The organism is Rhodococcus sp. MS16 (assembly GCF_013277795.1).
Classification (GTDB): Bacteria; Actinomycetota; Actinomycetes; order Mycobacteriales; family Mycobacteriaceae; genus Rhodococcus_F; species Rhodococcus_F globerula.
In genome coordinates this window covers 116,412-130,575 of the sequence record NZ_VBTM01000008.1, presented here as the reverse complement: position 1 = coordinate 130,575, position 14,164 = coordinate 116,412, and the positions used below count along the sequence as shown (strand labels likewise).

Genomic DNA, 14,164 nt, shown 5'->3' with positions numbered 1-14,164 from the left:
CTCAGTACATTAGCGGAAGCGGGGTCTTTCGCATCGACGGGCTCGGGGAGGCGCTGGAAGGAATTGGGTCGGGTCGACTGGCGCTTGAACGGCTGAGATTTCATAGAACCTTAGTTCGACTAGTCCGTCGCAGATCTATCCGATTCCTAGGATCCATCAAACCTGCTGTAACTTTCTTGAAGATTGTACGAAATGACTGATATGGGCTGTTTCTGAGCCATGCTAACGGTCAGTTTGAGTCGATCACGCTCATGTCGGACTTTTGCGGTTGCGTTTTCCAAAGGAGATTGTGTGTCTACATCGATGAGCATTGAGGTGCAAGAAGCATCCTTGCTGCCGTTCTACCTGGTATTCGATGTTTCCTACTCGATGGAGCCGGTAATTGGCGAGGTTAACAATGCAATGAGAGCACTCAAGAACGAGATCCTCAAGGATCCGATTCTCGGAGATATCGCAAGGGTCTGCGTACTGTCATTTTCAGACGAAGCACGTATTGACGTGCCAATGTGTGACCTCGCAGATGACACCCGCATCACGCGGGAGGACTTCTTACAGGTCCGCGGTGGCACGTCGTTCGCTCCGATATTCGACCTGATCGGTGAGCGCATCGCCGCCGATATTGCCGATCTCAAGGGACATGGAGAAGGCAAAGTATTTCGCCCGACAGTGTTTTTCGTGACCGATGGTGTGCCGACGGACGCGGTTCACGTGTGGAACTCGGCGTTCACTCGACTCACTTCCGTAAAGGCTTACCCAAACCTAGTTCCGTTCGGTCTGGGTGACGCAGACGAAGAGGTACTGCGCGCGATCACCTTTCCTCCCTATCGGCAGGACGGGTACTTCTTCATGGCTAATGCGGGCGCAAGTGCGGAGCAGGCAATGCAGGCAATCACCCGGATTGTTACCCAATCCGTTGTGAGTTGCACACAGTCCGCAGTGGCGGGCACTCCGGGTGTCGTCATGGACACTCGGGGGACTGAGGGACTCGTGAATATGCGCAAGATGGATGTGATGTGACGGTCCCCCTCGACGGTCTGCAAGCTCCGGAGAACGAACCCGTCTTGCCTTGCGAGAAACTGCCTGAACCTTTTGTCGTCGGTGATGCGGGTCGCTCATACCTCGAAATCGGCGGTGGCGCACCGTTCTCGACGGCTATGCCTTCGGATGTGGTGTGCGACGGGTTCGACTTCGAGGGATGGGCATTACGGGCGGCCTCGGTTCGAGGGCTGAGTCACAGACATGCGGGCACTGCCCGCCAGGACGCGTATGCAGTGCGATATTCGGCGGAAACTGACCGACTGGTGCTCATCGTCTGTGACGGCGTGGGGAGCGGCGAATTGTCCCATATCGCTGCGGATGTGGCGTCAACGTTTCTTGCCGACGAATTGATCGACTGTGATCTCGGCGATGATCCAAACTTGTGGACGGGGATCTTTGCCGACGCGTCGGCATCAGTCTGTGTTCGAGCTCGTCAGGTGCTCGGACGTTCCGATGCCGAGATTGACGACGTCCGTGCAGTGATGGCGACTACTGCTGTGGCGGTTGTGGTTTCAGCAGTTTCTCAACCGGGCCCGTGGGAAGTCTGCTATGCGGCCGTCGGCGACAGTTCGTTATGGACGGTGCGCCATCAAGCATCGGATGAAGCCTTCGAGGGTTGGACTCCAATTCTGGGTGGCAAAATAAATGACGGAGAGTTGGCCTCGAACAGGACATCGGCACTGCCGCTGCGGGTCGACAGCCCGGTGAGGTCGGAACACTTCGAGCTTGACCGGGAAACGCTGTTGTTGCTGTGTACCGATGGAGTCGGCGATGCCTTTCTCGGTGGAGCCGGGCCGGTTGCTATCGAACTCGGCTCTGCGTGGTCGAGTCCTCCCACCCCGTTGAACTTTGCGGCGCACGTGTCCTTTGGCCGCCGCAGCCTCCTCGATGATCGGACGGGAATTGCTCTCTGGTCACCTGGCGGCTGATTTCCGCGTTCCTGTTTCCCGCATGCAAAATTCGCTGCGAGCGATTTGGGCCGATCCCTATATCGTCTGTCTCGCAGTCGTTGCCTGTATGCCAGTTCTCGCGCTTGTTACGGCGAGCATGATTGTGTGGCGTCCACTCGGCGTTGTCGGGCTTATTGTGGGGGCCTATTTGTTCCCGCGCGTTCATCGCGTAACTTCCGATATTTTTGGTGCGTTTGCTCCGAAGTGTGACAGGGCAGTTGGTCAGCACTGGGCGCTCGGAGTCGGCGTGGTGCTTGCAGCACTCGTGATGTCTGTTCCTGTCACGCAGATCTTCTTCGAGGGGGATCTTCGGACATTTGCAGCACCGACGATTGCGCTAGCGGATACGGGCGAGCATGTACTGGTCGGTGGAATTCCTGAAGCGATTTACGGATCCTCGCCTGAGGAACCGTCTTTCGTGCCGTGTCGTACCGCACAACGACTCGTAGGGCAGACAATGTCGTGGCCTTGTTATTCAGCGGTTGGATATCTGCGTTTGTGGCGGATACCGACCGCATTCCCAATGCTGTCGTGCATCGCTTTGATGTTCGCCGGTTACCCGTTGGTGCTGCTCCGTGCTGCACGAAACCGCAAAGTAGTGAAGTGATGGCAGAGAGCTCTCAATCAGTGGAACAGAAGTCCGGACGAGGATCTCTTTTCCTCGCTGGTCTGGCAGGGGCTCGTAAGGATGTGCTGCAACTGCTTCCCGCTGCGGTGACGAAGCAGGCGGCCATGGGCGCGGTGCTGTTGACTACTGCGGGGTTTGCCGCGGTCTCCGCGGCGTACGCGCTCAACATCACTCGAGTGATCCCGAGTCCATGGCTGTGTGCCCCGGTCGGTTTGCTGTGGGGTCTGGCGATCCTCAACCTCGACCGGATGCTCGTCATTGGCCTCGCTCAAGAGAAAGGCATCGGGCGCAACATCGCTTTGGCCTTGCCTCGTGTGATCCTTGCGTTCATTATCGGCGTCGTCATTTCGACACCGCTGATGCTCAAGATATTCGAAAGCGAGATCGATGCGCAGCTGAATCGGAGCATCATCGAAGCCCAAGGCGACCTGCAGTCGCAGATAGACGGATCCCCGATCGCATTGCAGCTCGGAGCGGCGCAGGAACGGCTTTCGGAGATCGACAGGCTCGTCAACGCCGGCGATCCGGCGAGTAGTCCCAGCGTTGGTGCAGTGCAAACGGAGATTGTGGCGCTGCAAACCAAGGCAGATCAAGAGAAGGCAACCTACGAACGGCTGTTGGCGGAGGCACTGGCGGAGGAGGACGGAACCGGAGGCACGGGTGTCGCAGGATGCGCGGACTCATGCCAGTCGAAGAAGGCAGCCTCCGCCGAAGCGCAGGCGCTGTGGCAGAGTACCCGCGACCAAATTGCCGAAAAGCAGAGTGAAAAGGCAGGCGTCGTCGCAGCGGAGTCTGAGGAGGCGATCGCTGAACGCCCGGCAGTTGTTGCCAACATCGAGAAGCTCAAGAGCCAACTCGGCGAGACACAGAACGCCGGCTATGCATTGGAAGATGCCAATACCGGCATCATCGCGAGACTTAAGGCACTGAATGCGATTTCAGGTAACGACTCGACCGCGAGCAATGCACACCTTGCGGTCACATTGCTGTTCATGTCGATGGAAGTTCTGCCGGTTTTGTTCAAGGTAATATCCAATCTTGGTCGGCGAAGCCAGTACGACGAGGTAGTCGAGGACCGAGAAGCCTTTGAGGTGGAAGCGGCAACGGCGGACTTGAAGCTTCGGCGCGATCGTGACGAAATCCGTCGTACTGCCGAGATGGATGCCGAGAAGGACCGAGCTGAGAAGCAACACGAAGTCGTCAAGAAAATCAACGCAGCTGTAGTGGAACATCAGGCCGCTGTGATCGATGAGGCACTCGCACTATGGACAGTGCATGCGAAAGATGTTGCTGCACTGCGATTGAATGATTGGTCAGCATCCCTCGCCGCGAACGGTAGCACTGCACCGATCGTGACTGGGACAAATGGCGGTTTCTCCAGTGGACCGGGAGCGCCGGCGGGTGCCGGAGTGGGTAATGTCGGAGCCAGCTCCGGGCCAGCCAATGCCGCTTCTGGACCTCAGATCACTCAAACGATTGTGACTGGCAGCATGCCGGCCCCACCCCCGATTAGCGCCAACTGAACCGACAAGGGGAAATTATGTCGATTCCTGTATTCGAGCTGGATACCGACGAACCTGATCCAATCAGGTTGGTTATTGCTTTGCCTGCAACTGATTTCGGACCCGGATCGGCCTCGGAGGTGGCCTCTGCGGCGGTGACCTACCTCGCCGACAGGTTGATGGCAGATCCTCAACTCGAGGATCTGTTCGCGTTGGCACTCACTCGTGGGCCGTATTGTATTTTCGATAGCGCCCGCGATGGATTGGTGGCACTACGGGATCCTTACAGTCTGCTCGAGCGGCGCGCGGCTTCCGGCGGTGGGTCCGGAGTTCTCGCCGGGTACAACGGGTTTGTTCTCGACGTGCGATGCAGCATCGACGATGCAGAATTGTCTTCAAACAAGGACTCTGTTGAACGATTGGTCTGGCTGATCGGTGAGCATGCCTCAGACGCACAGCCGGAGGCCCACCAACGGGTTTGTGCAACAAGAACTGTCATCGATCAGGCGGGATCGCCGGATTTGCTACGCACAGTTTGTGCGCATTTTCTAGACACGGTGGTGCTTGATGATAGTGGTCCCACCACGCAGAAATGGCTTCAGTCAACTGTTTTGAGTCAGCTGTTGACCGGCCTAGGGTCCATCGTCGAATAGCCATGTCATTGAATTCACTTCTTGTGCTCAGTTGCCCACTACTGCACACACAATCCGGAAGAAGCAGGGACTGTGCCGATTGATTCGTCGATCCTGAACAAGCGCCGCGAATTGGGTAAAGGTGGCTTCGGGATCGTATACGAAGTCGAAACCCCGGCGAAGCTGGTTGGCGAGCCCACCTGTGCGTTCAAGGAATATCTGCAGGCGGGGCCGGACGAACTCGCGAACCTGCAAGTCCTGGTCGACTTTCGGAATGGGATGTCCGAACCGGACCGTGACGAACTTGACCACTACACGACCTGGCCGCTGGACACCGTTGTAGACAATGGCAGCGTGGTGGGCTTTCTGATGCGTTTGGTTCCGTCGCACTTCATCGAGACCTCAATTGCTCAGGTTGCAGGTACCGCATCGACGATGCGATCACTGAGCTGGCTAGCGAAACCGGGTCACGCACGAAACAATGGCGGAACGGTCGTCGAAGAAACGGATATTCTTGCGCGACTGCGCTACTGCGCCTGGATGGCACATGTTATGCAGTTTCTGCATGCGCGAAACATGGTGTATGGGGATTTGAGCGTAACCAACATCTTGTGGAGCACTTCGGAGGACGAGCCGATCATGTTCATCGATATGGATCCAGTTCGAATCGAATCGAGGTCTCCGGCAATCCCTCAGGCCAATAGCCCGAACATGGAAAGCCCGGAGAAGCGACTGGATGGGCAAAGCGAGCAGGACGAATACACTGACCGCTACAAGTTGGCGTTGTTGATCTATTTTGTGCTGGCGTCAAAGACCAAACCATCGCGCAACCTTTCTCATGTGACCGGCATGATCGACGCCGCGGGGCTTGGAATGCTTGCTGCGGGACTCAGCGCAGACAAAGCTGCTCGACCCTCTGCGATGGACTGGTATCGCTATTTTTACGCTCAAATTTGCGCGCAGATTACCCCTCCCGAGATCAATCGATTTACGGTGTCTCCGCCATTTGGAATGAGGGGGGAGAGCGTCGAGATATCCTGGGATGTAACTGGATACCGAGACCTCACGTTGCATACACCGTGGGGAACGGCGATGGACATCAACGTCAGTGCGTCGAACACGGTCCAGATCAGTCTGGATACTGGTGGTCGATTCCGGCTCGTTGCCGTGAATGACCACGGGACAGTAGAAATGCTAAGTCAGGTCATCCATATCTTCGAACCGCCACAGATCCGATTCGTCAACGTTCCTAGTTTCGAGTCGCTGGGGAAAGTCGCATCAGGTATCGATGCTGACAGCTTTGCCGAACATTTTGTCGGTGCTGGTGATTCATCGTGGATGGAGGAACTGCTCGGTCGCGAAACCGAGGTGGATCTTCCGGATCTCCTTGCAGATCCGGCAATGCTCGTACCGAGGTTCCCACTTGTCGACGTTCCGGACCTTGCTCACGAGATATTTTCCGCGAGATCGCTGAGCAGAGCAGTTGACGAGGCGATGTCCGCAGCTAGTGCGGAGATGCGAGGCGCTGCGGTCGCTGAATCCTCGGGGATCAGAAGTTGGATTGCAAAGCGATTTCGTTAAGGTCCTGCAAATCACGACACCTGACGTGCAGTAGAGCGAATGGGCGTGGCGGGGCACCGGCCACACCCATTGTGAACCTGCACGATGGTGCCCATTTCTCCGATCAAATCTCATCTTCGCCGCTACCTGATCTCAGAAACCAAGCGACGGCTGCACCAGCCGGCATTGCGAGCTACAGTGATGCGGGCCTACGAAACGCGTTGCGCTGTCTGCTCTTTAGGTCACAGCTCATTGCTTGATGCGGCGCATATTGTGCCCGATTCCGATGAGGCTGGAGTAGCTTCGGTGCGAAATGGCTTGGCAATGTGCAAGATCCACCACGCTGCATTCGATGTTCATATTCTGGGGATCAGTCCTGATCTCGTCGTCGAGATCAGGCAGGATCTTCTCGAAGAGATCGATGGTCCGATGTTGGAGCACGGGTTGAAGGAGCGTCACGGTCAGAAGTTGATGGTGATTCCAGCGCTCAGATCTGAACGCCCCGACCCGGAGTTGCTTGCACTGAGCTACAAGAAGTTTCAGTCCGCTGGCTGACGTTGCTCGCGCTGTGCTCGCAGGACCTGTCGCGGATAGGGCGGCCTATGTCGGTTCGGGCCCGGCGCTGGCGAAACCGCCCGCGCGCGTGCATCGCTTAGTTGGAGAGATGCACGCGCGCAATATAAATCGTGGGCCGCTAGCTACTTGCCGGGCGTCGAGGCGACTGCCGTGATGCCAGGCTCACCGTCGGCGTCATCGCCGCAATCGCAGTCACAATCGTCGCCGCAGCCACCGGTGTTGCATTCGCCGGCGTAACTGTCGTCATCTTCGTCGCAGTCGAGGGTGCCGCCGAAGGACTCTGCAAAATCGTCGTCGAGCTCGTGAGTGAAGGCGTGAACCTCGTCGACCAGGTTGAGGAGATGCTGCGGGGCGAAGGGGTCCGCATCAAGCATCGTCGAGACCAGCAGGTGGTCGCCACTGAAGGCGAAGCGCAGGCGCGGCCATTCCTGTGCGAGTTCGATCAGCTGGGTTGCAGCATGGGCGGGATTACCGAGACCCGTGAGGACCGAGGACCAGACGTTGATCTGGGGGCCGTCATCCGCGACCGTCACGTAGACGACAAACCCGTGAACCGGCACGACAATGTCGCCGTCATCGTCGGTGTCGGGCTCGCTGCCCAGCAGTTCGGCGAGGGTCTGAACGCACAGGCGAACCAATTCGTCGCGCTCGTCCGTCACCAGGGCAATGGCGCCGTTGATGTGGAGGGGCTGGTCGGCGGTCGTGTCGTGGTCGCTCATGGATCCTCATGTTCCGTGCCAGTCCGAGCAGGCGCTTGGCACTGTTTTCGTGCGGTGGGTGTCAGGTCTACGGTAGTCGGCGCACACTCTTGTCCGCGTAGTGGATCACCCAATAGTGTCCCTTTCGGCGGGCGCTGAGTAGAACTTCGCCGGCGCAGAGCGACGTGACTCGAGTCCCGACAAATCCGGCAGCGTTGTGGCAGTGAGTATCTCGGCTTGTCGGTAGGTAGATCTAGTCTCCACAAATGACGGGTCAGCGAGTTCGACGAGCTTCACATCTGCGTTTGGTGCCTGCATTTCAAGCGGCACAAACCGTCCGTACGCCGAGGCAGATGCGGAATCAGCGTCGACGGCCGGAGGTGGCGAACTTTGTCATGCGGATCGAACTTGATTGCGTCGCGCCACCCATTTGGCGAAGGTTCTCGGTGCCGTCGAATATCGAACTCGACCAATTGCATTCGATCATCCAGGCGGTCATGGGATGGGGTGATCAACACGCACATCAGTGGGTGAGCGTCCATCATTCAACGAGCAATGGCCCAGATCGGTATATCGCGCGAGAGGCGATCGAGCGCGATGGATATCAGGAAGACGAGTTTGGTGAGGACGAAGTCCGGATCGACGAGGCGGTCACCGGGGTAGGGGACTACGTCCGATACGAGTACAACGTCCGCGCGAGGTGGAGCCACACGTTGGTTCTCGAGCAGATTGTCGAAGACCAGCCGATTTCTGCGCCATCCTGTCTTGATGGCGCGAGAGCGTGCCCGCCGGAGGATTCTGGCGGTCCGGTCGGGTATCTCGAGTTCCTGAACGCGCAGGTGAGTACCGGGCTGTTCGATCCCGAACGTTTTGTTCTCACAGAGTCCAATGCGGCAGTCACCACTGCAGTGGCACTGCATAAGTCACCGCCTGTGGGCAGCTCGCTGTTCGAGACGTTCTTACGCCGTATGTCGGTTCATTCCGCGCCGAAACTGTTTGCCGCAGTTGCCAAAGCGGAGCTAAGTGGTGGGTATGACAACTACTTCGAGACGATGCGTGAGGGAGCAACCCGCCAGTTGCTGTGGCTGCTGAACTCCGCGCGAGGCGGTGGGATTGTGTTGACGTCGTCCGGGTCACTGCCTCCGGACCTTGGTGCGTCTGCCCGAGACGAACTCGATTGGGACAGTGAGTGGATCGATGCCGCGGTAGGGAGTGACTCGCAATTAGCAGTACTTGTTGAGATCGCCAAGACCCTGAGATTGGTCCGGAAACTCCGAGGCACTTTGATTCTGACTCGACTCGGCGCGTCAGTTCTAGCGTATGAAGGCGAGCTGTGGCGCCACATCGTGATGACCATGCCGTTGGGAAAGGGCGAGCTGGCGCAGGAAGCCGGCCGAATTCTGTTCCTTACGTTGGCTGCCGGCTTGTCGGAGTCCGAACGTAGTGAAGTGATGATCGAAGGACTCACGGCATTGGGTTGGTCGACAACCGACGGAACACTCCTCGGCGACGACGATTGGACGTGGATGGTGAGAGACACTCTCCTGTACCTGCGAATGATCGGGGCGATTGTCTCCAATCCGTTGGACCAGCATGTTTCCGCCGATCCTGAGTGGGGCCGACGTTTTGCCCGGATGGTTCTGTCTAAATAATTACCCGATCGAATCGACCGTCGATATCAATCGATGCAGAGTTGTTATATGTGCTGGAAGCGCATGATTTTCCGGCGACGGAATCCCGAATAATTTCGGGTGGCAAAATATGCGAGTTTTTGTTCGAAATTGCCATCATGCTAGGGTCGATCCTCAGTTGTTGAATTGCGTGGTCGAGCCAAAAGCTTGCGCAGAAGATTTATTTTGTGGAGGTTGGGTTTCGGAAAAGATGAAGTGCGTGTTGCTAGTCAATTGAATATGTGACCGGTGTTGGTATGACGGTCGCTCCTAGGGCGTGCAGAAGCGAAGCGCAAAGATCCTGAACAGGGGTTTTTGCGCGTTGTTCTGCCGATTATGTGCGAAGGATGTGGCATGTGACGGGGTCCGACATGGTCCAGTTCAGTACCTTGGTAATTGTTTCACTGCTTGTTGCTTTTTATGGTGGAACATTTCTGACTTCTCTTCGTATCGGTAAGAAGCAGGAAAATGCCGACGGTTTTATGACCGCCGGAAACAAATTAGGATTTGGTGTTTCGGCCGCGAGTATGACGGCCACTTGGATTTGGGCGTCGTCGATGTACGCATCCGCCACTTCTGGCTACACCTACGGAATCTCCGGCCCCATTCACTACGGTTTGTGGGGCGCGTTGATGATTCTCTTCATTTATCCCTTTGGCCAGCGAATTCGTAAAGTAGCGCCGAAAGCCCACACTCTGGCCGAGGTCATGTACGCGCGGCACGGCCGCTCGAGTCAGTTGATGCTCGCAGGTTCCAACATCGTCGGCAGTCTTATCAGTTTGATGTCGAACTTTCTCGCTGGTGGTCTGCTGATCGCGTTGCTTTCGCCGTTCAACTTCATTCAGGGTGTGTTCATCGTCGCACTGGGCGTCTTGCTGTACACGTTGTGGTCAGGTTTCCGTGCTTCGGTGCTGACCGACTTCGTTCAGCTGATCGGAATGCTCGGTGCGGTAGCGGTTTTGGTGCCGTTCATCTTCTTCGCAGCGGGGTTCCCGGCGGCCTTCGAATCCGGCGCAGGCAACCTCACTGCTGAGCAGGGCAACTTCTTCTCGAGCGTTGCCTTCTTCGAACAGGGTGCACCGTACATCGCGGCAGTTCTTGCCTACGCAATCGGCAACCAGACCATCGCCCAACGACTCTTCGCGGTCCGCGAAGACCTGATCAAGCCCACCTTCATCACCGCAACTGTGGGATACGGCGCAACGGTCATCGGTGTCGGAATGCTGGGTGTTCTCGCGCTGTACCTCGGAATCGAGCCAACTGATGGTGACGTCAACAACCTGATTCCGCAGATGGCCGCGTCGTACCTGCCCGGAATTTTGCTTGCTGTCTTCTTTGTCATGATCATCGGCGCGCTGTCGTCGACGGCGGACTCGGACCTTGCTGCACTCTCGTCCATCGTGATGACCGACGTTTACGGCCAGGCTGTCGCCGGCAAGGCTAATGCAAACCCTCGACGGATGCTGCTTATCGGCCGAGTAACGATGATTGTTGCGACGGCGGCGGCTATTTCCTTGGCAAGTCTGCAATTGAGCATTCTGGATCTGTTGGTGTTCGTCGGCGCGCTGTGGGGCGCTTTGGTGTTCCCGGTTATCGCGAGCTTCTACTGGGGCAAGGTCACCAACAAAGCCTTCACTGTGTCGGTGCTGGTGGCTCTTGCTGCCTTCTTGCCCGTCCGATTCAGTTGGGTGCCGATGGATGGGATGTTCGGGATACTCTCCGACATCGTTGCCGTCGTCGGTATCGGAGTGGTGCTGGGGCTCATGGCATTTGGATTCTTCGGCCTGAAGGTTGCGCAGATCGTCGGTGGCCTGGCGATCGTGCTGTCCGCGCCGTTCGCGATCGGCTTCCTGCACGACTACCCAACGCTCAGCGGATCTTTGGTGGCCTATGCCGTCAGTACCGTCGTGTGTTTTGCGATGTCCGTCAATCAGCGTGAGACGTTCGATTTCGAACTGATCAAGCAGCGGACGGGAGATTTCGACGAGGAAGAGTTTCCTGCTGTGGGAGCGTCCGGAAAGTAACCGTCGAGACAAGTGGAAGGGATACGAATGAGTACAGCTCTACTGACCGTTTATGTTCTGATCTGGCCGGCGTTGGTGCTGGTTGTCTTGGGAGTCATCAGCAAGGGATTCTTCAAGGATTGGGCAACTGCTCGCCGCAACGGTGAAGATCTGGTCTAGCTGTTCACGCCGCCACCGACGCACTTGCTGTCGGTGGCGGCGGTCATATTGCGTCGGACACAGGGGTCGGCGTTATAGTTGCTCAGTGCAACACAACGGAGCAATGTCGCTCACCGGTCCACCAGCCGTCCATGACGAGCTGGTGCACCTGACGCGGCAGCTGATGACAGGCGATCGCCAATCCGACGATCAGCCGTCCATCGCGCAGCACTCGTTCCTCTCGTTCATCGGCCGCCACGACGGCTGCCGGGCAACAGAGATCTCCGACGTCTTCGGCGTCAACCGCTCGACCATCTCGCGCCAAGTGCGCGGTTGCATCGACGCAGGCTGGGTGTATGCCGATCCGGGACCCGTTCGGTTGGGTAATCCGCTCCACCTCACTGACGAGGGTCGCAAATACCTCGACGCCGCCGACGCGCGTCGACTCGACCAAGTTGTCAGCAGGCTGCACGATTGGAGTGAGTCCGAGATCGAGGAATTCGCCCGTGCACTTCACCGCTTCAGAATCAGCACAGAATCGCAGACCGACGGAGATGACACCCTGTGAGTGAGTACAGCGCCAAAGCCCAGTTCACTATCTCCGACAACGAGTCGGTGGTGCACACAGTCTTCACTCACGCCGAGCGCACCCCGAACCTCACGGTGTTCTCGCGGCCGATGGGCAACGGGTGGGTCGACGTCTCGGCGAAGGAATTTGCCGAGCAGGTCATGGGCGTGGCAAACGGGTTGATTGCCGCCGGTGTTCAGCCAGGGGACCGCGTCGCGCTTCTGTCGGCCACTCGCTACGAGTGGACGCTTTTCGACTTCGCCATCTGGGCGGCCGGCGCTGCGACGGTTCCGATCTACGACTCGTCATCGAAGGGCCAGGTTGCTTGGATCCTCGAGGATTCCGAGTCCGTCATGGCCATCGTGGAGACGGGGACGCACGAGCAGTTGTTCCAGGATGCGCCGCCTAGCCTGCGCGCTGTCATGCAGATCGACGCCGGCGCTGTGGCAGAGCTGACCAAGCAGGGCATCGACGTCGACGAAACCGAGCTGAAGAAGCGCCTCGACGGTATCCGCGCTGACGACCTTGCATCGCTCGTCTACACATCCGGTACGACGGGGCGGCCGAAGGGCTGCATCCTCACTCATCGGAATTTCTTGTCCGAGGTGCGCGGCATTCTGACTGCGTCAATCGGTAAGGTCGCGGTTCCGGGGAACCGAGTTCTGACCTTCCTTCCCTTGGCACATGTACTTGCTCGTGCAGTGTCCTTGGCGACGTTCGAAGCTGGTGCTGCGCAGGCGCATTGGTCTGATTTCTCGAACATCACAACGCAATTCGAGCGGTACAAGCCCAATACGATCCTCGGCGTCCCGCGGGTCTTCGAGAAGGTTCGCGACGGTGCGGCGCGGAAGGCGGAATCCGGCGGCAAGGTTCCCGGTGCAATCTTTGCTTTTGCAGAAGCAACGGCCAAGGAGTACAGCCAGTCTCTCGACGCCGGTGGCCCGTCCCTGGTGCTCAAGGCGAAGCATGCTGTCGCAGACAAGCTTGTGTACTCGAAGCTGCGCGCAGCACTCGGCGGCGAGTGCTGGTTCGCCATTTCCGGCGGCGGTGCACTTACCCCGGAACTCGGCCACTTCTTCCGTGGGCTCGGCGTTCCGATCTACGAAGGTTACGGACTCACCGAAACCACGGCAGCGCATTGCGTGAACATTCCCGGGGCTCAGAAGATCGGCACCGTCGGGCAGCCTATGGGCGGCAACGGAGTTCGCATTGCCGAAGACGGCGAGATCGAGCTCAACGGCGGAGTGGTCTTCAAGGGCTATTGGAAGAACGAGAAGGCCACCGAAGAGTCCTTCGACAACGGTTGGCTCCGCACCGGCGATCTCGGTGAACTCGACAGCGACGGTTACCTATCCATCACCGGCCGTAAGAAAGACCTTCTGGTGACGGCAGGTGGCAAAAACGTTTCACCCGGCCCGATGGAAGACCGTATTCGGTCGCATTCCATCATCTCGCAGGCAGTGGTCGTCGGCGATGGAAAGTCTTACGTCACGGCACTTCTGACGGTTGATCCCGAGGTGTTCGAGAAGTGGAAGGCCGATAACGGCAAGCCCGCCGAAGCAACCGTCGCTGAACTGCGTGACGACAAGGATCTTCGGGCAGAAATGCAGAAGGCGATCGATGACGCCAATTCTGCTGTCTCGCATGCCGAGTCGATCAAGAAGTTCGTGATTCTCGATCGGGATCTCACCGAGGAAGACGGTGAGATGACGGCAACCCTCAAGATCAAGCGAAACGTAGTCGTCGACCGGTTCTCCAAGGAAATCGAAGGTATGTACACCAAGAGCTAGGAGCGCTTGGGGAACTGCTCGCGGTAGGCCATGACGTCGTCGAGTCGGAATCTGCGGTGGGTTCCGCGTAGCTCGATCGGGAGCTTGCCGGCATCGGCAAGCTTGCGGACATACGTGTCCGAGACGCCGAGAATCTCCGCAGCTTGAGACGTCGTGAGTAGTTCGGCAACGGCACCGAGCGCAACACTGTCACCGTTGGCGAGGTATTTCAGCAGCGCTACGACGGCATCGCCCACTGAGGCCGGGACGTCGATTGTCACGCCGTCGATCACGAGCGTCGTCGTGGCAGTTGAGGTTTGAGCGAGCGCTGACAGCGCGGTCTTGATCTTTTCTGCGTCGGCGCTACCGACTGCTGAAATTACGTGGTCAATGCTCACGTCGAGCTCCGAT

The 14,164-nt window shown here is 57.8% G+C and carries 14 protein-coding genes; 12 read left to right on the top strand and 2 right to left on the bottom strand.

All coding sequences use genetic code 11. The annotated features are described in order from the left end of the window. The first annotated feature begins 291 nt into the window (after positions 1-291). From FEZ60_RS20000 to FEZ60_RS19970, 7 genes are all read left to right on the top strand, one after another. Entirely contained in the window at positions 292-1,017 is a 726-nt protein-coding gene (locus tag FEZ60_RS20000) for a hypothetical protein (RefSeq protein WP_172936832.1), read from the top strand. After that, complete coding sequence (locus tag FEZ60_RS19995; RefSeq protein WP_172936831.1) at positions 1,014-1,967, top strand: protein phosphatase 2C domain-containing protein; 954 nt, start codon at positions 1,014-1,016, stop codon at positions 1,965-1,967. Before FEZ60_RS20000 ends, FEZ60_RS19995 begins: the two co-directional genes overlap by 4 nt. Then, the gene (locus FEZ60_RS19990) at positions 1,927-2,595 is read left to right on the top strand and encodes a hypothetical protein (protein WP_172936830.1); all 669 of its coding nucleotides are present in this window, start codon (positions 1,927-1,929) and stop codon (positions 2,593-2,595) included. The genes FEZ60_RS19995 and FEZ60_RS19990 overlap by 41 nt, the downstream gene beginning before the upstream one ends. Next, on the top strand, positions 2,487-4,139 hold the full coding sequence (locus tag FEZ60_RS19985) for a DUF4407 domain-containing protein (RefSeq protein ID WP_172936829.1): 1,653 nt from the start codon (positions 2,487-2,489) through the stop codon (positions 4,137-4,139). The genes FEZ60_RS19990 and FEZ60_RS19985 overlap by 109 nt, the downstream gene beginning before the upstream one ends. A gap of 17 nt (positions 4,140-4,156) precedes the next feature. Next, positions 4,157-4,771 (top strand): hypothetical protein, encoded by a 615-nt coding sequence (locus FEZ60_RS19980; protein WP_172936828.1) that lies wholly within the window; start codon positions 4,157-4,159, stop codon positions 4,769-4,771. Between the two features lie 72 nt (positions 4,772-4,843). Next, a complete protein-coding gene (locus FEZ60_RS19975; RefSeq protein ID WP_172936827.1) occupies positions 4,844-6,331 on the top strand; it encodes a hypothetical protein in 1,488 nt (495 codons plus the stop codon). Between the two features lie 87 nt (positions 6,332-6,418). Continuing rightward, the gene (locus FEZ60_RS19970) at positions 6,419-6,865 is read left to right on the top strand and encodes an HNH endonuclease (RefSeq protein ID WP_346343387.1); all 447 of its coding nucleotides are present in this window, start codon (positions 6,419-6,421) and stop codon (positions 6,863-6,865) included. Positions 6,866-7,008: 143 nt separating this feature from the next. Here the strand turns inward: FEZ60_RS19970 and FEZ60_RS19965 are convergent, their stop codons facing one another. Continuing rightward, positions 7,009-7,605, bottom strand: a complete 597-nt coding sequence (locus FEZ60_RS19965) for a hypothetical protein (RefSeq protein WP_172936825.1) — start codon at positions 7,603-7,605, stop codon at positions 7,009-7,011. A 245-nt stretch (positions 7,606-7,850) separates the two neighbouring features. Here FEZ60_RS19965 and FEZ60_RS19960 point away from each other — a divergent pair, with 245 nt between their 5' ends. The 5 genes from FEZ60_RS19960 to FEZ60_RS19945 all read left to right on the top strand — a co-directional run bounded on the left by FEZ60_RS19960 (position 7,851) and on the right by FEZ60_RS19945 (position 13,774). Further along, positions 7,851-9,236 carry a plasmid pRiA4b ORF-3 family protein gene (locus FEZ60_RS19960; protein WP_033236021.1) on the top strand — a complete coding sequence of 462 codons (1,386 nt, stop codon included), beginning with the start codon at positions 7,851-7,853 and terminating at the stop codon, positions 9,234-9,236. A gap of 389 nt (positions 9,237-9,625) precedes the next feature. Next, positions 9,626-11,278, top strand: a complete 1,653-nt coding sequence (locus FEZ60_RS19955) for a sodium:solute symporter family protein (RefSeq protein ID WP_172936856.1) — start codon at positions 9,626-9,628, stop codon at positions 11,276-11,278. A 27-nt stretch (positions 11,279-11,305) separates the two neighbouring features. Beyond that, positions 11,306-11,437, top strand: a complete 132-nt coding sequence (locus tag FEZ60_RS32585; RefSeq protein WP_045071446.1) for a putative transporter small subunit — start codon at positions 11,306-11,308, stop codon at positions 11,435-11,437. Positions 11,438-11,522: 85 nt separating this feature from the next. Beyond that, positions 11,523-11,984, top strand: a complete 462-nt coding sequence (locus FEZ60_RS19950) for a MarR family winged helix-turn-helix transcriptional regulator (RefSeq protein ID WP_138872663.1) — start codon at positions 11,523-11,525, stop codon at positions 11,982-11,984. Continuing rightward, positions 11,981-13,774: a long-chain fatty acid--CoA ligase gene (locus FEZ60_RS19945; RefSeq protein WP_172936824.1), complete on the top strand. Its 1,794-nt coding sequence runs from the start codon at positions 11,981-11,983 to the stop codon at positions 13,772-13,774. Before FEZ60_RS19950 ends, FEZ60_RS19945 begins: the two co-directional genes overlap by 4 nt. Here FEZ60_RS19945 and FEZ60_RS19940 read toward each other — a convergent pair. Then, positions 13,771-14,151, bottom strand: coding sequence for a helix-turn-helix domain-containing protein (locus FEZ60_RS19940; RefSeq protein WP_033236025.1), 381 nt, complete (start codon positions 14,149-14,151; stop codon positions 13,771-13,773). The genes FEZ60_RS19945 and FEZ60_RS19940 overlap by 4 nt on opposite strands. Positions 14,152-14,164 lie beyond the last annotated feature (13 nt).

Excerpts from the sequence above, each read along its gene's own strand:
- FEZ60_RS19990 (WP_172936830.1), top strand. The coding sequence starts at position 1,927 with ATGATCGGACGGGAATTGCTCTCTGGTCACCTGGCGGCTGATTTCCGC.
- FEZ60_RS19980 (WP_172936828.1), top strand. The coding sequence starts at position 4,157 with ATGTCGATTCCTGTATTCGAGCTGGATACCGACGAACCTGATCCAATC.
- FEZ60_RS19965 (WP_172936825.1), bottom strand. The coding sequence starts at position 7,605 with ATGAGCGACCACGACACGACCGCCGACCAGCCCCTCCACATCAACGGC.
- FEZ60_RS19960 (WP_033236021.1), top strand. The coding sequence starts at position 7,851 with ATGACGGGTCAGCGAGTTCGACGAGCTTCACATCTGCGTTTGGTGCCT.
- FEZ60_RS19955 (WP_172936856.1), top strand. The coding sequence starts at position 9,626 with ATGGTCCAGTTCAGTACCTTGGTAATTGTTTCACTGCTTGTTGCTTTT.
- FEZ60_RS32585 (WP_045071446.1), top strand. The coding sequence starts at position 11,306 with ATGAGTACAGCTCTACTGACCGTTTATGTTCTGATCTGGCCGGCGTTG.